The sequence below is a fragment of the Planktothrix tepida PCC 9214 genome (genome assembly GCF_900009145.1).
Lineage (GTDB): Bacteria > Cyanobacteriota > Cyanobacteriia > Cyanobacteriales > Microcoleaceae > Planktothrix > Planktothrix tepida.
In genome coordinates this window covers 242350-260847 of sequence record NZ_LN889803.1, presented here as the reverse complement: position 1 = coordinate 260847, position 18498 = coordinate 242350, and the positions used below count along the sequence as shown (strand labels likewise).

Genomic DNA, 18498 nt, shown 5'->3' with positions numbered 1-18498 from the left:
CTCTAATATTTGAGCATCCCCCGAAGTTGCGCTAACCTATCGCTGTTGAAATTACCAGGGCTGAAATTCACGTCTGAAACTGTTGTCTGTTCTGGGTTTGGGGCTTCTTCAAGGTTAAATTAGGTTGTCGCAATTCTTAAACGCTATATCTGAAGAGGGTTTTAGCGTTTTTTGATTTTTGCCTGTTGCTAAGTCGATGGCTGAAATGGTATATTCAGATCAGGTTAGCGCGATCGCACCTTGAAAACTGCATAGATTAAGGCTCTCAGAAGCCTGCGGTTGAAATCAGCTATAATCCCTTTCAGGGATTGAAACCCTCGCTGGCTTCTGGTGGGAGTTTCGGACTACCGGTTGAAATCAGCTATAATCCCTTTCAGGGATTGAAACCCCAAATATCTGCTTTTCCCACTTCTCAATTGTTTCGGCGTTGAAATCAGCTATAATCCCTTTCAGGGATTGAAACGCTGTAGGGGAAGATGCTCAACGATTACTTCGATTGTTGAAATCAGCTATAATCCCTTTCAGGGATTGAAACACTAATGACATGACCTCCGCCTTAATGCAAGCTGGTTGAAATCAGCTATAATCCCTTTCAGGGATTGAAACACATCCCTCCCGCAAAGACTCCATCCAAAATCCCCGTTGAAATCAGCTATAATCCCTTTCAGGGATTGAAACAAAAAAGCCTTTAGGCTAATTAAGGATAGGGAGGAAGTTGAAATCAGCTATAATCCCTTTCAGGGATTGAAACGAGATGATCCTCTAAGTCTGAAGCCTTTAAGGAATTAAGATGATGGTTGAAATCAGCTATAATCCCTTTCAGGGATTGAAACAAAAACATTGTTTTTTGCTCCATTGAATTTGGTAAGTTGAAATCAGCTATAATCCCTTTCAGGGATTGAAACATAATCCTTGATATACGAAACTAATTAACTCGATGTTGAAATCAGAGTTTCAGCACCTGATAGGGATTGAAACTCTGATTCAGCCTTTTTTAATTTCATGCTATGATTTCGTTGAAATCGACTATAATCCCTATCAGGGATTGAAACTACAAGAAGATAGCCCTGAAGGGCTTACTACATAGATTGAAATTGACTATAATCTTTATCAGGGTATGATTAATATTTTAGGCTTGATTTTCTAAAATATCTAATACTGCTTTAGGCGATAACTTATCCTTAAACCATACCACAGGAACCGGGAGACGATTAATATTAATTCCAGCATTTTCTAAATTCAACCGTTCAGAAATCGCTAAAATTAAAGTATCACATCCAGAACGTTGCACCTGATAAAACTTCTTTTGTAAATATTCCGGTCGCCAATAGCCAATAATCTCTAATAAAAACACTCGTCCATCAGGATGAACTAACCGAAAATCAGGAATCATTACACTCCCCGGAAGCGGAATTAAATCCACTTCTCGTTCTAATTTCCATTCTGTTTTTAACTTATTCCAACGTTCAGCAAAGGATTGTTCAATCATACTATCATAGGGTTTACCCGGTGGATAATGACTGACCAAACCGCAATCCGAATTCAAACTAAAATAACCCGTTCTCACCACACGAGTATAGGGGTCACGTTGTTGTAATTTTGCCTTTAAACTCCATTTTGTGACATGAAGTAAAGCCGGAATCATTTTAGCTAAAGATAAACCATAGCGGGTACTAGCTTTAAATAAACTGGTCGGCCCATCAATGGTTAAGGTAAATCCTTGATCTGCATCTCCTTCAATATAAGTCATTAATTGGAATAATTTTAAATAACGAAATAATAATTTATATTCCCCTGGGTCATTGCGATAGGCGTTAATAATAATTTGGCTGGCTTGATAGAAAATACCCTGAACTTGAGATAAATTATACCGATGTAATAACGCTTCTGGAGTGGGAGAATCTAATTGGGTTAAAATCCGATTTTCCTGTAAATCTGCATAAAGACCCGCTAAAATTTGATAAGGTAAAACCTCTCGATTTAAGTCTTGGCTGAGTTGAGTCGCTACCTGTTCTAAGGTGTGTTCTGTCGCCACCGAACTGGGTACAGTTTTCGCCGCTAATGCAAATACTTTTTGTCGTAATTCTACAGGTTCTAAGGGACTAACAACCTCAAAGGTACAAAAACTACTCCTTAATAAATGTGCTAATCCTCGTTTCAACCGATAGTCAGGACTATCCCCTTCAAATTCCTGTAACTTTTTATTCAGTTCTCCTTGGGTTTGATTCACAGATTCTTCAAAACATTGAATCACATCCGTTGCTAGATTGATATGTTTTGTATCAATATTTAAACGGAGGGGAATAACCGTTTCTCCCTGTTGTTTATAACTTAAAAGTTCAGAAGGTAGCATTAGAAATTAAGGTTCCTAAATTCACAAGATTGTTGTAAAAAATTATATTTTTAAATCATATCATAGAGTAGTCAGACAAACACAGTGATTAACAAAAACTGATCAAAAAAACTAGATATTAAAGTCTTTTCCGTCTTCCTGTTCCTTGTTCCCTGTTCCCTGTTCCCTATTATATTCAGATTCTTCAGAAGAATTCCATTGTTCAGAAGATTCAGCAACTCGTTTGCTTTGAGAATTGGGGCGACTATATAAAGGAGTCGGTTGAAAAATATCTAATTGTTGATAACCAGAATTCGAGGCTTTTTTCGGGGGTTGGGGTTTAGATTTCGTTTCTCCTTTACGACGTTGGGCGGTACGTTCCTCGCTGGTATCTTCCGTAACGACTTCATACAAAATCGCTTGTTTATTGGGGGTATTTCCCTTGCGTAAAACTCGCCCTAACCGTTGAATATATTCCCGTTCTGATCCGGTTCCTGATAAAATAATTGCAATTTTAGCATCGGGAACATCAACCCCTTCATTTAAAACATGGGATGCAACCAGGGTTTTATATTCTCCTTCTCGGAATTTAGTTAAAATTTCATGGCGTTCTTTAATGGGGGTTTGATGGGTAATAGCTGGAATTAAAAAGGCTTGAGAAATTCGGTAAACCGTAGAATTATCGACTGTAAAAATTAAGGTTTTTTCAGGATGATGTTGAGCCAGTAAATCAGCTAATATTCTTAATTTTCCATGGGTACATAATGAAATATCTTTCGCTTGTCGGTGGGCTAACATTGCCCGTCTTCCTAAAGGCGATCGCGCACTTAACATCACAAATTGTTTCCATCCGTCTAAACTCGATAATTTAATATTATTGTCTTTAATAAATTCATTTCTAATTTTCATTTGTTCTTGATAAATTTCTCGTTCTTTAGGAGAAAGTTTAACTAAAATTTGAACAACTTTATGACTGGCTAATGCTCCCCCGGCTAACTGTTCCGGTGTTTTTCGATAAACGGTAGACCCAATTAAGATTGATAAATCACTATGCCTACCATCAGAACGCTCAGGGGTTGCTGTTAATCCTAACCGATAAGGAGCGAGGGAATATTCAGCAATCACGCGATAGAAATCCGTTGGTAAATGATGACATTCATCAAAAATCAATAACCCATATTTATCTCCTAACGTTTCACAATGAATCGTTGCACTATCATAAGTTGCCACTAAAATTGGGGTTCTATCTTTCGATCCTCCCCCTAATAATCCGATTTCAATATCAGGAAAAGCTGCCAATAAATGGGCATACCATTGGTGCATTAAATCCAATGTCGGAACCAAAATTAAAGTGCTATATCCTGTCACTTGCATGACTAATTGAGCTAAATAAGTTTTCCCAGAAGCCGTGGGTAAAACAACAACCCCTTGGCTTCCCACCTGTTGCCAAGCTTCTAAGGCTTCCTGTTGATGAACATAGGGAGGCATTTCAAAACTAGGGGTTAATTCTAAAGTATTAAAACCCTGAGCTTGATCAATAAAATTAACCTGATTCTTGCGTAATGTTTCCACTAAGCTACGATAATAATAAGCTGGAATTCTAAATTTTTCCACCCGATCATCCCAGGTGGCAAAATCAATCCAACTTTTTCCCTGTGGAGGTGGATGTAATAATAATGTACCCCGATCAAAGGTTAATATAGGTGTACGAGGCATGAGTTTCTATCGTATGTTTCAGATCGATTCTGAATCTTATTTTTTGACTAATAAATCAATATTAGAATCATTATAGCCATTTAATTGAAAATAGGATACAATTCTTAATATTCAGATTGCCAGATCAAATTGAACTCACGCTTAATCAATCCCATTATGTTACTGCAACGTCATCAACGGATTAAATTAGACGAGACAGACGACTCTCTATTTTACTCTTTCCCTCGTTTTGTTACCCACGTCGATGAAGCCTTTATTGATCAGTTAACCACCCTCTATCGAAACCGTTTAAAACCCCAAACACGCATTTTAGATTTAATGAGTAGTTGGGTGTCTCATCTTCCCAATGATATTGAATTTGCTCATGTTGAAGGACATGGAATGAACGAAGAAGAATTAGCAAAAAATTCTCAACTCGATCATTATTTTATTCAAGACTTAAATCAAAATCCTAAACTTCCCCTATCAGATCAAGAGTTTGATGCGGTTTTAATCTGTGTCTCAATTCAATATTTACAATATCCTGAAGCCATTGTCTCAGAAATTCATCGAATTTTAAAACCCGGTGGAATTTCCATTATTAGCTTTTCTAATCGAATGTTTTATCAAAAAGCGATCGCAGCTTGGCGAGAAGAAACAGAAGCAAATCGTATTGAATTAGTAAAAGGATATTTTAATTCAGTTCAAATCAATCATTTACCCGGTTTTAGTTCCCCAGAAGTTATTTCTAACCAATCTAAAACGCCTCTGTTTATGCAAATGTTAGGAATGGGAGGAAGCGATCCCTTTTATGCGGTCATTGCATCCCGAAACTCTTAACCGTAGTGAGCCCTTCAGGACTCTAAGCCCTTCAGGGTTTACTACTTAAAATTAACAAATATTATGAAACCTTATCAACAAATTATTATTCAAGACTGCGGTGAACCTCTTGTTAAGATTCCCTTAGAAACATTTGTCGTAGAAACTCCCCATGCGTATCAAAAATTAGGTGCGCCTTATCATCTTTCGGCGATAGATTCTCCCTATTATTTAAGACAAAGTGTTTTAGAGCGTTTACTAACCGCACAATTGCTCTTACAAGACAATTATCCTAACTGGAAAATCCTCATTTTTGATGCCTACCGTCCCGTAGAAGTGCAACAATTTATGGTAGATTATTCTTTTAATCAGTTATTAAAAGAACGGAGATTAAATCAACACTCTCTTTCCGCAGAACAACACCAGTCTATCTTAACAGAAGTCTATCAATTTTGGGCTGCTCCGAGTTTAGATCCCGCCACACCGCCTCCCCATAGTACAGGTGCAGCACTGGATATTACGTTAGTGAATGAAACGGGAACATGGGTGAATATGGGTTCGGAAATTGATGAAATTTCTCCTCGATCTTACCCCAACTATTTTGAAAACAGTTCAGACCCAACGGAACAAAACTATCATCAAAATCGTCAAATTTTATCCAAAGTTATGAAAACCGCAGGGTTTCAACAACATCCGAATGAATGGTGGCATTTTTCCTGGGGAGATCAATTATGGGCTTGGTTAACGAATCAACAACAAAATAAGACCCCTATTATTGCAAAATATGGTCGATATCTGTGTTGATAGTTAAGAGTTTAAGAACGGAAATAACGCAAATTTTGAATTTCTTCTAAACTCAATCCTGTTGTTCGGCTGATGGTTTGATCATCTAAAATATTTAAGAGTTGACGAGCAATTTCTATTGCTTTTTCACGTTTTGCTTCATTTTGAGCTAAAGTAATCGCATTTTTTTGATCCTGTAGAAACAGTTCTCGCTTTTCAACTTCATCCAATTCTTCACGGGTTAAATTGGTTTGATTAGCAATTTGAAACGCCCGTTGAATTTGAGGGACACTTTCCAACGTTTCAGGAACCGATTCTAATAATCTAGCCCTTTGCATGAAATAAATCCATTTATCCGTTAACGTTTCTAATTCTTCTAAGGATTTCTGAAATTTAGGTAATTCCACAAATACTAACTCTAATTCATTCTCGGAATAATTAAAGTTTTGAACTTTTTCTTTAAATACAAAGCGAGAAATGAGTTCATCAGTATTTTCAAACTCTATAAAATCGGTAATCGTTAGAGCAATAACAGGTTTTAAAAATCGATAGCCTTGTCCAGCATCTAATTGCAATGAATAGGTTTTAGCTGCATTGTATAACACTCGTTTGGTGAAGGCTTCTACATTTAAAACCTGCATCTCAATAATTACAATTTCACCGGTATTGAGTTGGGCTTTAACATCTAAATAGGTATCTTTTAATCCAGTAATCTTAGGAGAAAAGTAAGGATCAAAAATTTCTAAATCCTGAATTATTGAGTCAGAATTATAAACCAGTGCATTTAAGAAACTGATTAAAATATCCTTACTTTCCGATGATCCAAAGATTTTTTTAAAGGCAAAATCTGTTTTAGGATTAATAAACCGCATCGCTTTTATTCCTTTTTGAATATATCCAAATAATCTCCATTAATGGGAGCAATATATTTTGAATTAGCCCGAACATAACACACTCCAGAATTAAACCGATAGCCAGCCGGATTAATACTTTCTACTTTCATCCAAGGTTGACCATTTTTGAGAACAATTGCATCTCCTTTGCCATTATTAGAAAAAATAGCATTAATAATTGCACCAGTCACTAATTTAACTTTAACGGTTCCTTCAGGAGTATTCCGACAGTTGAGAGATTCGGGGTCAACAACCAACCAATGAATATTATTATAAAGTCCTCGATTTCCTTGAACTTTTGCGGTGATAAAATCCCCTTTAGCATTAGGTGTTGGGACTTCGGCCATTTGAGCCATTCCCACGCTTGTCACTAACGTGAGAGTTGTCATGGCGGTTGTGATTCCAGAAACCAGTGTAGAAATGAATTTCATAATTTAGACCTGAAGCTATAAAACAATAACTGAAAGGCTATGAATAAGTTAACATCTTCAAGGATTGTAACTTATCCTACTTTAGGGTAAAATTCTTACTTATATTATATTCTTTTAGAATGAAATTTGATGCGAAATTAACTTATTGTGTAGTTTTGTTCTGAAAGATTAACCCTGAAACTGGAACCTATAAACGATCTCTTCCTCAACTGAAAACCCCTGATCAATTGAATTCCTTATGTTGACACTCCCACCCCTGCGCTACGCTAAAGGGGTGGGATTCTCGTATCTAGTCCAGTCAAGCAGAGACAGTTGAATATACTCTTGTTTGACTGTATTCACCGAGTTCAGGGGTGTGCCAAGCACCCCATCAGTTAAACCGGATGAATCCATTACAGAAGCATCTCTCTGTAGGTCTAACTGACAAGAAAAACCGTCCCATTGAGCTAGGTTTTTCGCAGCATTCAAATCAGAGTTATGGTAGTGACCATTAGGGCAATTGAAATCATGTCGATTTCTTTTACCAATAAAACCACAGGTTGAACAGGATTTGGAAGTGTATGGCGCAGGTCTTTTAATTAATTTCAATCCTTTAAGAGCCAACTTATAATTAAGTTTCTGTTCCAAAGAATAATAAGACCAATTATGTCGAGATTCACCGGAATCAGAACGAGATTTTTGGCTCTGTTTCATTGTGCTTCGACATCCTTCTAAATCCTCAATAACAACATCAGCATTATGGTATTCGGCAAAACGAACAATTCGACGGCTGATTGTATGATTGATTGCATCCATCCATCGTCGTTCTTTTTTGTCCCATTTCTTTAATGCTCGAAACTTTTTAGCTTCTTGAAGTTGTTTTCTTCGTTGTTGAAAATAACGTCTCCGATGCTTAACGCTTTGACCATTAAAGAACTTACCAAAACCCTGTTTAGGTGCAACTACCGCTAAATTATTCTGTCCTCGGTCACATCCTAATCTTTTCTCCGTCTTAACTTCTGGAACATCCTCAGTAATTGACAGATAGGCATACCACTTATTTCGATGTTTAATTAATTTAAAAGAACCCCCTTGAATTGTTCCCTCTAACAATCCGTCTAAAACAGGTTGCCAATGGGGAGATGCAACTTCAATGGGAATTCTTTTTTCACCTTTAAGGGTTGGAAAACTAATTGAATAAGTATTCCCTTTTAGGGTTAACTTCCAGTTTTGGTTGTTAACTTCCACAGGAAGAACTTTATATTGTTTGGTTTTACGACCTGTGGGTGATGTGGTATGTCGGATTACTTGGTTAACAAGGGCAGATTTTAACTCGGACATAATTTTAGCTGTTGTCATTTTACGCCGTTCTTTAATCGGCAATGACAACAGCTTGTTGGCAACCCGTGTGTTTTCTGCCGTCATTTGCTCAAACACCTGAGCTTTACAACGGTTGAGATCCACGAATTTCAATTTAATCGTCCGAGTTATTTTTGTCATGTCATCCATGATAACATAAGGTTGATGAATCGTGTGTATCGACAATGACAGAAAATCAATATAGAAGAAAAAACACATCAGTTAGTCTGATCAACTATCATTTTGTCTTTTGCCCAAAAAGGAGGAAAAGGGTGTTGGTTAACGGAGTGAGCAGAAGATTAGAGGAAATTATCTACCAAAAAGCAAAAGAGCTAGAATGTGATGTCCTAGCTCTGGAGATAATGCCTGATCATGTGCATTTATTTATTAGTTGTCACCCTTTGATTGCTCCACATCAAATTATGTTCAGAATCAAAGGGGCATCATCAAGAATATTAAGAAAAGAATTTCCTCATTTACTTAAACTACCTTCTTTGTGGAGTCGAAGCTATTATTGTGGGACGGCTGGTTCTGTTTCTAGTGAAACTATCAAAAAGTATATTGCTAACCAAAACTCTCACTAGCCTTCACTCCGCCTAAAGGCGGGTATTCTACATCCCACGCTTGAAAGACGTGGGCTTTGAATACGGTTATTGTAAAATTTACAGATATAACCACTCATTGGGCTAAAGACAGTATTGAAAATTTAGCCAATAAAAACATCATCACAGGTTATCGAGATGGCAGTTTTAAACCCGATGCACCCGTCACAAGGGCCGAATTTGCGACAATGCTGATTAAAGCTTTTCCTCAACTTTTAGAGAATCGAGAACCCATCGAATTTAAGGATGTTTCGTCGCAATTTTGGGCTCATAGTGTGATTCAAAAAACCTATCGAACTGGGTTTATGAGTGGGTATGAAGACCAAAGTTTTAAACCGCAACAAAATATTCCCAGAGTTCAAGCCTTAGTCGCATTAGTTAAGGGATTAAATTATGAACCCACTCAATCTATTGTTAAAACCTTAAATGAAAGCTTAAATGATGCTAAAGATATTCCCAATTATGCGAGAAATGCTGTTGCTGCGGCGATTGAATCTGGGTTAGTGGTTAATTATCCAGAGGTGAAGCTTTTAAACCCTAATAAACCTGCAACTCGTGGGGAAGTGGCTGTATTTTTTTGTCAAGCTTTGCGTCAACAAAATGAACCTTTAACCATTCCAGAACAATATATTGTGAAACCGCCCATTATTTCCGTTCCCACCGGAGAATTAAGAGGAGTTTGGTTAACCAATATTGATAGTGATGTTCTGTTGTCTAAAAATGCGTTAACAGAAGCGTTTAATTTATTAGCAGAATTCAAGTTTAATACTATTTATCCGACCATTTGGAATGAAGGTTATACCCTTTATCCCAGCGTTTTAATGGAACGATTCACGGGAATTAAAATAGAGCCAATTCCTGAATTAAAAGATCGAGATATTCTTCAGGAAATGATTCCTTTAGCTAAAGAACGGAACATGAGTATCATTCCTTGGTTGGAATTTGGATTTATGGTTCCCCCAGATTCTAAAATTGCACAACTTCGTCCCCATTGGATTACTTGTCGTCAAGATGGGACAAAAGGATATAAAGAAAGTCAAGTTAATCAAGTTTGGTTAAATCCATTCCATCCTCAAGTGCAACAATTTATTTTAGGATTAATTATTGAAGTCGTCAAAACCTATAATATTGATGGAATTCAACTCGATGATCACTTTGGTTTACCCGTTGATTTAGGCTATGATGAATTTACCGTTAAATTATATCAGAAAGAAACGGGAAATTCAACTCCTCCAGGGGATTTTAAAGAGGCAAATTGGGTGAGTTGGAGGGCGAAAAAAATTACGGAATTTTTAACTCGAATTTTCTGGGTAATTAAAGATTATAAACCGAATTGTATTCTATCTTTATCTCCCAATCCTTATTTGTATGCTTATTCTCAATTTTTACAAGATTGGAAAACCTGGGAACAGGAAGGCTATTTAGAAGAATTAGTCTTACAAGTCTATCGAGAGGATATGAATGGCTTTTTAGCCGATTTAAAACGTCCTGAACTGTTAGAAGCCAAAAGCCATATTCCTGTGAGTATTGGCATTTTAACGGGGCTTAGAATTAAACCGATGTCCTTTGCTACTGTAAAAGAACAAATCCAACTAACCCGTGATCGCAAATTTGCAGGAACATCCTTTTTCTTCTATGAAACCTGGAAACAAATGATGACATCAGAAACCCAAAAAGCTGAGTTTAAAACGTTATTTTCTCAAGGTTTAGAACGCCCAAAATTTGTTTAATAATGAACAAAAATGATTAAAATTCGCCCTTATTTAGATCAAGATTGGCCACTAATTTGTTGCGTTCACGATCGCGCTCAACCTGCGGAATTTTTGGGATCTTGTGATTTAAGGGCGATGACCCCTCTAGCGCACAATCCCAATGCGAATCAAATTTGCTATGTTTATGATAAATTTGTAGCTTGTAAAGGGAAAACGATTGTTGGTTTTGTTGCAATAGATCGCAACTGTATTGCTTTATTATATATCGATCCTGATTATCAAAATCAAGGCATTGGTAAACGGTTATTAAACTTAGCTTTAAAGCTGATTGGTTCCCCCGCTTATACAATTGTTATGGCTGGAAATCAACGAGCGATCGCGTTTTATAAAAAAGCCGGATTTCAAGAAATTGGAAGCTTTAAAAGTCATGTTTCTGGTTATCCTTGCCGATTTATTCGTTTAAGTAGAATGTTAAACTCAAGTTTATTCGACCTGAAAATGATAAATAATTTCCCCATTTGATTTTTTTTCAAATGTGCCATTTAATTCTTGGGCTTTTTGATCTAAAAATGCTTTAGCTTCAAAACGAGATAAATGGGTATATTGTGCTAATTTTTGAACCGTAATTTCTCCGCCTTGAACTTGGACTAGATGCCAAAAAATAGAACGAATCCGTCGAGAACGAGCTTGAATTTTCTGAGAGCGTTCTTGATACCAATCCCAAGCCACCCATCCGCCGATTCCCAAGGACGGTAAACCTAAGATTAATCCGCCTAAAATAATACTGAGTTTGCTATCAGCCGTTGAATGAGGATTGATCAATTCAGTGGCGATCGCCAAGAGACAACCCATTCCAACCGGAACTAATAAACTCGCAGTGATCACCTTCAGGAACTGCATTGTTTTTCCTCCCCAGCAGAGAGAGCAGAACACTCATCAAGGCAACAATCACAGGGGAAGATACAGAACAATCTTTTGATCTTTGATCTCCCTCCTGCCGACCCTAATTTTAAGTGCGTGTTGCTTCCATTAAGCGCGAATAGTAGAAGCGTGTGCCAATCATAGCTTGTCGTTGAATGGAGAAACCATTGTCTCTAAAAATTTTAACAATATCTGCTTCTCGATGTTGGTAAGCACGAGTGGTTTTACTCGGCCCTGGAAATAATTCCCCAATTTTTTTGAGAACACTTAAGGCTAAGGTTTTTGGCGCAAAACTCAAAATTACACGAGACTCTGCTAAGGAACACAGATGAGAAATCATCTCAGGAATTTGATCTTGAGGATAATGAATCAAGACATCCAAACAAATCACAGTATGATACCGACCCTGGAGGGTTTCTAAATCTTGAGCCGTAAAGGTAACGTTTTGGATCACGCTGAGGCGGTTTTTAGCCCGTTCATAGGCTTCCGCTACCATTTTTTCGGAAATATCACTCCCATACACAACGGCACCGGCTTCTGCTAAGGGAATACTCAAACTGCCAACCCCACATCCCGCATCACAGATGGTTAAACCGGGTAGGTTTTCATCGGCTTTCAACCAATCTATGACTCGATCAACGGTTTGTTGATGTCCTTGACGGATATCCAGTTGAACTTTATTGACTTGACCATTACCGTAGATTCGTCGCCACCGATCAAATCCTGTGCTATTAAAATAATCCCGAACTACGGTTTTCTCGTCTGCTACACTCATGGTTTGTTTGAAATTAAATTCCGTCCAAACCTTCATTGTAAGGCAAATCCCTACAACGAAAATGCCTAACTTTCTGATATTGAGCATTGAGAATTAAGCGGGACTTAAACAAAAAAGAGGAATAAAACGCCTATAATATCAATAGGGTAAGTATTTCACATTGAGTAACCCTTATGAAAGAAACCACTCCCTCGGCTATGCCACCATGCTTTGAGAGATGGTGTGCTAGGTTCGATGATATATTGAAGAATCCATCTCAAAAAAAAGGATTTAGGCACTATTTAGGAGGATTATTGGGCGAAAGTGGACGAAAAAACTTAACTCAGATGTCAAATAATGCAATTGGCGTGGTTTATCATCAATTACATCATTGCTAAATTGATGAGCAAGGTTACTAATTTGCTTTACTCAGAGTTACTGAAGCGGTTTAAACGCTAAACCTTCTAAAGCCCTACTAAAGTTAAATAACTTGGTAGGGTTTTAAAATCGGGTTAAATTTCAAAGTAGAGTAAAAGAAAAAGGGGAAGCAAGAGGGCCTGATCATGGATGTAGAGGTCTTAGAGCTAATTACATTTGCTAAACATCTGGTTATTAATCGAACTCAAAATCCTTTGGATCAAGTTCAAGAGGCGATCCTCAGACAAGCACTGCTGGGTGCTAAACTCAAGGAAATTCGGATCATCGGGTATAGTGAAAATACGGTTCAAACAATTTTAGCTCCCAACTTATGGAAACTACTTTCAGACGCAACGGGAGAAAGAGTTGGGATTAAAACGGTGCGGTTAATTTTACAAGAATTATTCAAAAAACAAAATAAATTTAATTCCTCAAATCAAGCCTTAGAAAAATCTCAGGAAACCCTAAATTTTGAGCTAGAATTACCCGGTGGTCAAGTTAATTTATTTTCTCCTTTTTATATTGAACGTCCTCCGATTGAATCTCAAGCTTATGAAGAAATTATCAAACCCGGAAGTTTAATTCGCATTAAAGGGCCAAAACAGATGGGAAAAACTTCTTTAATGGCGAGACTCTTAAACCATGCTCAACGTCAAGGTTGTCGTACCGTTGTTGTGAATTTTGAGTTAACGGATAATGAAGTTTTTGCGGATTTGAATCGATTCTTACGGCGTTTTTGTGCAATGGTGGCGGATGATTTACAACTCCCCATGCAACTCAATCAATATTGGGATGAAGAATTAGGAAGTAAAAATAATTGTACAAACTATTTTGCTCGGTATTTATTACCCAAATTAGGACAGCCTTTGGTTTTAGGGTTAGATGCGGTTGATCGAATTTTTCAACATGAAAAAATTGCTGATGATTTTTTTGGTTTACTGAGAGCTTGGCATGAAAAATCTAAACAAATTGAGATTTGGAAAAACCTGCATTTAATTATTGCTCACGGAACGGAAGTTTATATTCCCTTAGATATTCATCAATCTCCCTTTAATGTAGGATTAGATGCCAAACTCCCAGAATTAAATACCCAACAAGTCCAGGAACTTGCTCGGAGGCATGGGTTTAAATTAACGCCTTTTGAAATAGAGAAATTGATGGAGATGTTGGGAGGACATCCCCATTTATTGCGGGTTGCTTTTTATAAAATGGTGCGAGAAAAAATAAGTTTAAAACAAATTTTAGAAGACGCTCCCAAGGATACGGGAATTTATGCGGATTATTTACGATTACACCTTTGGAATTTAGAAAAATATCCTGAACTCGCACAAGCATTTAGAACCGTTGTTGAATCGGAACAACCTATTGAGTTAAAATCAAAATTAGCCTTTGATCTCAATAGTATGGGGTTAGTTTATTTGCAAGGAAATCAAGTAGAAATTAGAAAAATCTTATATCGAGAATATTTTCGAGATCGTTTAAAATCTTCCCTGCTCACATTGCCTTCAGCAGAAAAACGATTAGAAAACCTAGAACTTATTCCTGAGCAGACGAGAAATATTTTAGCGGCTATTATGTTTACTGATGTCAAAGATTCCGCACAAAAACATCATCAAAATCAAGAACCTACCTTAGCGGCTGTTTTTAGAGATTTGAATTTAATGACGCGATTATGTCAACAATTTGAAGGACAGGTCTTAAAATCAGTAGGAGACGGGTTACTGATGTATTTTGTTTCGGTGGTAAAAGCGGTTCAATGCGCTCAAGAAATTCAAAAAACATTGATAACCGCTGCCTCTGAATTACCCTCTGATGCGGTTTTGGAACATCGAATTGGCATTCATCTCGCCGAGGTTTATTTTAATGGGAATGATGTCTATGGAGATGGGGTCAATATTGCAGCACGTTTGCAAGTTGAAGCGTATCCGAGGGGAATTTGTATTTCTTCAATGGTTTATGAAGCTGTTAAACGTCATCTGGGTTTGAATATTATTAAGAGTGAATTTAGAGAGTTAAAAGGCATTGGTTCTATGCAGGTTTATCAGATTTCAGTGGAATAAAGGTATTAATTTTACATTAAATTTGAGGGAGGCAATTTATGAATTATGAATATAAAGTTGGTGGCAGTTTACCCCCCGATTCTCCGACTTATGTTTGGAGAAAAGCCGATCATGAATTATATCATCAACTCATGGGAGGAATGTTTTGTTATGTGTTAACTTGTCGTCAAATGGGGAAATCTAGTTTGCGCGTTAAAACCATGCGTAAACTGCAAGAACAAGGGTTAGCTTGTGCGTCTATTGATTTAACGGCTATTATTAGTTCCGACTTAACCCGCAAACAATTTTATGCGGATATTATTGATAGTTTAGCTGAGAACTTTAATCTTTTAGAATCCATTGAGAGCTTTAAGGAGGGCTGTCGAGAATCTGATTTATCCCCGATGAATCGCTTTAATAAATTTATTCATGATATTTTATTAAAACATCCATTATTACTTGAAAAAGATATTATAATTTTTATTGATGAAATTGATAGTTTATTGAGATTACCAGACTTAGCCAATGAATTTTTAGGATTACTCAGAGCTTGTTATAATAAACGTGCCGATCTTCCCGAATATAACCGTTTAACCTTTGCCATTTTAGGGGTGGCTTCTCCCTATGATTTGATGAAGGATGCCAACTATAATAGTTTACCTTTTGATTGTGGTTATGGCATTGAATTACATGGGTTTCAATCCCACGAAGCTCAACCCATTGCGGAAGGATTAAAACTGAAATCCGAACATCCCCAAGCGTTATTAGATGCCGTTCTTGATTGGACATCAGGACAACCCTTTTTAACCCAAAAAATTTGTAAATTAATTGTTAAATGTCCTGATCAGATTCCCCTGGGTTCCGAGGCGGAATGGGTCGAGAAATTTGTGCGATCGCAGGTGATTAATAATTGGGAACACCAAGACGAACCAGAACATTTAAGAACCATTCGAGATCGGCTCCTTCGTCAAAAAAATCGCAGTATTGACTTATTAAAATTATATCAAAAAATTAGAGAAAAAGGAAAAATATTAGCTGATAATAGTTTGGAACAAATGGAATTACGGTTATCGGGTTTAGTTAGTAAACGAGAAGGAATTTTAGAAATTAGAAATCGGATTTATAAAGAGGTATTTACTTCCAGTTGGTGTCAAAAAGCCTTAGCGGAGTTACGCGATGAATTAGCGATTATTGAACCCGAATTTATCCAAACCCTGGCTAAACTCAAAGTTCAACTCTTAGAAACCCAAATTTGTCGAGTCGCCGAGGGAACCAGTTCCGATGAAGTCATTTATGAAGTATTACGGCAAATTACCTTAAAATTAGGAGATTTATTAAAAGCAGATCGCGCTACCATTTATCTATTAAATGCAGAAAAAACAGAACTGTGGTCTTTAGTCGCTGAAAATCAAACGAATGAATTTCTCAATATTCAAGTTCCCGTTGGAGAAGGAATTGCTGGACAAGCCGCAAAAACCAAAAAAATTATTAATATTCCTCACAATGTCTATGATGATCCTCGTTCTAATTTAGTCAAATTAGCCGATCAAAAATATGGCTATCATACCTATAATGTCTTAGCGTATCCTATTTGTAATCACGCGAAAGAAGTTGTGGCGGTTATTCAATTATTGAATAAACTCAAAGCTAATCTGTTTGAATCCGAACCCTTAGCTAAACGGGTTAAAGAAGAAGGATTTAACCAAGCGGATGAAGAACAATTAACGCGATTTGATCCTCATATTCGACGGTTTTTAGAAAGTTGTCAATCCTGTCGTCAAGCCAGCCGAAAATTACAAGCAACCGCCGCTTTAGCAGAAGCGACTCGTTCTTTAGATGGGAGTCAATTAGATACAAAAGAAATCTTACAACGGGTGATGGATGCGGCTAAAAACTTAATGAATGCTGACCGTAGTACCTTGTGGTTAGTGGATGAAGAAAAACAGGAACTCTGGACAAAAATTCGACAAATGGATGGTACTTTAATTGAAAAACGAATTCATATTAATGAAGGGTTTGCGGGTCAAGTGGCACGAACGAGAGAACCGATTATTATTCCCTTTGATGTTTATCAACATCCTGACTCTCAAACCTCTAAAGAAACCGATTTAGAAACGGGATATCGCACCTGTAGTTTATTGTGTATGCCTGTTTTAAATCCCGATGGGGAACTATTAGGAGTAACTCAATTAGTTAATAAACTAAATTCGGGTAATTATCCCGATTATAATCCGGCTTTATGGCCCCAAGCTCCCGAAAAATTTAAAGCTAGTTTTGATAAAAATGATCGCCAGTCCATGCAGGTTTTTAATGAACGAGTCGGGGTGATTTTACAATATGCAAAAGTGCATGAACGCTTAAAAAAATTAGCCGAATTTCAATCACAAAAGGTAGTTTATCATACCTTGGCTATGTTAAGTCAAGCGGTGGGAAGCCAGAAAGATGAAGAACTTTATAGCACGTTATATAATATTTTAGAATTTATGATGCAATCGATTAGTAAATTGCTAAGGGTTGCTCAAACGGATATTTTTATTTTTAATAGTGATAAACATGAGTTTTGGTCAATTATTCCCGATAGCAATAATTCTAACCTTCTGATTGAAGTGATTATTGAGGCTGATGTTAATTTAGCTGAAAGACTCCTTAATTCTAATTCTAGCTTAGTTCTGAACTCGATTTCTAACTTAGATGATCCTTGGCTTCAAGTTGGGGTGCGATTTGATTTACGCGAACAGTTACACAATGCTTTATTTTTTCCGTTTATTAATTCTGACGGACAAGTAATTGCAGTTATTCGTCTGCTGAATAAATTAATAGATTCTCCCGTTTTAAATTCTGAGCAAATTAATCAAGAAGGATTTACCCCCGACGATCTCCAACAACTTCACAAACGCTCAGAATTTATTATTAAAGTTTTAGAGGGATGTCAATCTTTCCATCAAGAAATTAGTACCCTGCAAAAACAACGGGCTACAGATACTTTAAGATCGGCGATTAATTCCGTGCGTCAAATTGGCTTTGATCCTGAAAAAATTCTGTATACAGTGATAGAATCTGCTAAAAAATTAACCAATGCGGATCGCAGTACCCTGTGGTTAGTCGATGCTTATGATCCTGATAAATTATGGACAAGAATTCCGAGAATTGATGGCACAATAGAAACCTTTTATATCTATAAAAATGAAGGATTTGCAGGAAAAGTTTCCCAAATGAAAAAACCGATTATGATTCCTTTTGATGTTTATGATCATCCTGAGTCCCAAACTGCAAAAGGAACAGATCAAGAAACGGGTTATCGCACTTGTAGTTTATTGTGTATGCCAATTTTAAGTTTTGATGGGGAATTATTAGGAGTAACGCAATTACTGAATAAACGCAAACCCGGAAATTATCCCCCTTATCATCCGAAAGATATTTATGATATTCCTGATTATTTAAAAGTCAGTTTTGATGAACGAGATTTAAGATATATGGAAATTTTCAATAATCAAGTCGGGATTGATTTACCCCATGTATTGAATAAAACCTAACCCGTAGGGTGCGTAAGCGCAGCGCACGCACCACCAATATTAAGATTAATATATGATTTCCCCGTAGGGGCGAGGTTTTCTCGCCCTTCCCATCAATATAGGGGCGAGGTTTTCTCGCCCTTCCGATCAATCAATGTAGGGGCGAGGTTTTCTCGCCCTTCCGATCAATTTATAATCCCAATAGTACCAAGAGGGTTGGGAGACCCAACCCCTACGAATTTTTAGATTT

14 protein-coding genes, 1 pseudogene and 1 CRISPR repeat array are annotated in these 18498 nt (G+C 37.1%); of the genes and pseudogenes, 8 read left to right on the top strand and 7 right to left on the bottom strand.

From position 1 onward, the window contains the following. Nucleotides 1-278 precede the first annotated feature (278 nt). Nucleotides 279-905: direct repeats of the CRISPR family, unit length 37 nt; unit sequence GTTGAAATCAGCTATAATCCCTTTCAGGGATTGAAAC. Nucleotides 906-1129: 224 nt separating this feature from the next. After that, nucleotides 1130-2353 carry a DUF790 family protein gene (locus tag PL9214_RS18955; RefSeq protein WP_072720323.1) on the bottom strand — a complete coding sequence of 408 codons (1224 nt, stop codon included), beginning with the start codon at nt 2351-2353 and terminating at the stop codon, nt 1130-1132. Between the two features lie 111 nt (nt 2354-2464). Then, complete coding sequence (locus PL9214_RS18950; RefSeq protein ID WP_072720322.1) at nt 2465-4048, bottom strand: DEAD/DEAH box helicase; 1584 nt, start codon at nt 4046-4048, stop codon at nt 2465-2467. 156 nt (nt 4049-4204) lie between these two features. On the opposite strand from PL9214_RS18950, the gene PL9214_RS18945 reads away from it, so the two are divergent. After that, on the top strand, nt 4205-4867 hold the full coding sequence (locus tag PL9214_RS18945; protein WP_072720321.1) for a class I SAM-dependent methyltransferase: 663 nt from the start codon (nt 4205-4207) through the stop codon (nt 4865-4867). A gap of 63 nt (nt 4868-4930) precedes the next feature. After that, the gene (locus PL9214_RS18940) at nt 4931-5650 is read left to right on the top strand and encodes a M15 family metallopeptidase (RefSeq protein WP_072720320.1); all 720 of its coding nucleotides are present in this window, start codon (nt 4931-4933) and stop codon (nt 5648-5650) included. 11 nt (nt 5651-5661) lie between these two features. On the opposite strand, the gene PL9214_RS18935 is transcribed toward PL9214_RS18940, so the two are convergent. The 3 genes from PL9214_RS18935 to PL9214_RS18925 all read right to left on the bottom strand — a co-directional run bounded on the left by PL9214_RS18935 (nt 5662) and on the right by PL9214_RS18925 (nt 8441). Continuing rightward, a complete protein-coding gene (locus tag PL9214_RS18935) occupies nt 5662-6501 on the bottom strand; it encodes an Rpn family recombination-promoting nuclease/putative transposase (RefSeq protein ID WP_072720319.1) in 840 nt (279 codons plus the stop codon). A gap of 5 nt (nt 6502-6506) precedes the next feature. Then, nucleotides 6507-6953, bottom strand: a complete 447-nt coding sequence (locus tag PL9214_RS18930; protein ID WP_072720318.1) for a hypothetical protein — start codon at nt 6951-6953, stop codon at nt 6507-6509. A 261-nt stretch (nt 6954-7214) separates the two neighbouring features. After that, nucleotides 7215-8441, bottom strand: coding sequence for an RNA-guided endonuclease InsQ/TnpB family protein (locus tag PL9214_RS18925; protein ID WP_222425192.1), 1227 nt, complete (start codon nt 8439-8441; stop codon nt 7215-7217). A gap of 35 nt (nt 8442-8476) precedes the next feature. Between PL9214_RS18925 and tnpA the strand changes: the two genes are divergently transcribed. Genes tnpA through PL9214_RS18910 form a run of 3 tightly spaced genes read left to right on the top strand, consistent with a single transcriptional unit; the run spans nt 8477 to nt 11127 of the window. Further along, the gene (tnpA, locus tag PL9214_RS18920) at nt 8477-8875 is read left to right on the top strand and encodes an IS200/IS605 family transposase (protein WP_072717176.1); all 399 of its coding nucleotides are present in this window, start codon (nt 8477-8479) and stop codon (nt 8873-8875) included. Between the two features lie 56 nt (nt 8876-8931). Further along, complete coding sequence (locus PL9214_RS18915; protein WP_245824290.1) at nt 8932-10623, top strand: glycoside hydrolase family 10-like protein; 1692 nt, start codon at nt 8932-8934, stop codon at nt 10621-10623. 12 nt (nt 10624-10635) lie between these two features. Continuing rightward, nucleotides 10636-11127 carry a GNAT family N-acetyltransferase gene (locus PL9214_RS18910; protein WP_072720317.1) on the top strand — a complete coding sequence of 164 codons (492 nt, stop codon included), beginning with the start codon at nt 10636-10638 and terminating at the stop codon, nt 11125-11127. Here PL9214_RS18910 and PL9214_RS18905 read toward each other — a convergent pair. Together PL9214_RS18905 and bchM are read right to left on the bottom strand one after the other, a co-directional pair. Beyond that, complete coding sequence (locus PL9214_RS18905; RefSeq protein WP_072720316.1) at nt 11089-11505, bottom strand: hypothetical protein; 417 nt, start codon at nt 11503-11505, stop codon at nt 11089-11091. The two genes, PL9214_RS18910 and PL9214_RS18905, sit on opposite strands and share 39 nt — an antisense overlap. 109 nt (nt 11506-11614) lie before the next feature. Further along, nucleotides 11615-12301, bottom strand: a complete 687-nt coding sequence (gene bchM, locus PL9214_RS18900) for a magnesium protoporphyrin IX methyltransferase (protein WP_072720465.1) — start codon at nt 12299-12301, stop codon at nt 11615-11617. A 173-nt stretch (nt 12302-12474) separates the two neighbouring features. On the opposite strand from bchM, the pseudogene PL9214_RS18895 reads away from it, so the two are divergent. From PL9214_RS18895 to PL9214_RS18885, 3 genes and pseudogenes are all read left to right on the top strand, one after another. Then, nucleotides 12475-12672, top strand: a pseudogene (locus PL9214_RS18895) (IS701 family transposase); the annotation flags it as partial. Nucleotides 12673-12843: 171 nt separating this feature from the next. After that, on the top strand, nt 12844-14757 hold the full coding sequence (locus tag PL9214_RS18890; RefSeq protein ID WP_245824289.1) for an AAA-like domain-containing protein: 1914 nt from the start codon (nt 12844-12846) through the stop codon (nt 14755-14757). A gap of 38 nt (nt 14758-14795) precedes the next feature. After that, nucleotides 14796-18269: a GAF domain-containing protein gene (locus PL9214_RS18885; protein WP_072720313.1), complete on the top strand. Its 3474-nt coding sequence runs from the start codon at nt 14796-14798 to the stop codon at nt 18267-18269. The last annotated feature ends 229 nt before the right edge of the window (nt 18270-18498 follow it).

Excerpts from the sequence above, each read along its gene's own strand:
- PL9214_RS18955 (WP_072720323.1), bottom strand. The coding sequence starts at position 2,353 with ATGCTACCTTCTGAACTTTTAAGTTATAAACAACAGGGAGAAACGGTT.
- PL9214_RS18950 (WP_072720322.1), bottom strand. The coding sequence starts at position 4,048 with ATGCCTCGTACACCTATATTAACCTTTGATCGGGGTACATTATTATTA.
- PL9214_RS18945 (WP_072720321.1), top strand. The coding sequence starts at position 4,205 with ATGTTACTGCAACGTCATCAACGGATTAAATTAGACGAGACAGACGAC.
- PL9214_RS18940 (WP_072720320.1), top strand. The coding sequence starts at position 4,931 with ATGAAACCTTATCAACAAATTATTATTCAAGACTGCGGTGAACCTCTT.
- PL9214_RS18935 (WP_072720319.1), bottom strand. The coding sequence starts at position 6,501 with ATGCGGTTTATTAATCCTAAAACAGATTTTGCCTTTAAAAAAATCTTT.
- PL9214_RS18930 (WP_072720318.1), bottom strand. The coding sequence starts at position 6,953 with ATGAAATTCATTTCTACACTGGTTTCTGGAATCACAACCGCCATGACA.
- PL9214_RS18925 (WP_222425192.1), bottom strand. The coding sequence starts at position 8,441 with ATGGATGACATGACAAAAATAACTCGGACGATTAAATTGAAATTCGTG.
- tnpA (WP_072717176.1), top strand. The coding sequence starts at position 8,477 with ATGACAGAAAATCAATATAGAAGAAAAAACACATCAGTTAGTCTGATC.
- PL9214_RS18910 (WP_072720317.1), top strand. The coding sequence starts at position 10,636 with ATGATTAAAATTCGCCCTTATTTAGATCAAGATTGGCCACTAATTTGT.
- PL9214_RS18905 (WP_072720316.1), bottom strand. The coding sequence starts at position 11,505 with ATGCAGTTCCTGAAGGTGATCACTGCGAGTTTATTAGTTCCGGTTGGA.
- bchM (WP_072720465.1), bottom strand. The coding sequence starts at position 12,301 with ATGAGTGTAGCAGACGAGAAAACCGTAGTTCGGGATTATTTTAATAGC.
- PL9214_RS18890 (WP_245824289.1), top strand. The coding sequence starts at position 12,844 with ATGGATGTAGAGGTCTTAGAGCTAATTACATTTGCTAAACATCTGGTT.
- PL9214_RS18885 (WP_072720313.1), top strand. The coding sequence starts at position 14,796 with ATGAATTATGAATATAAAGTTGGTGGCAGTTTACCCCCCGATTCTCCG.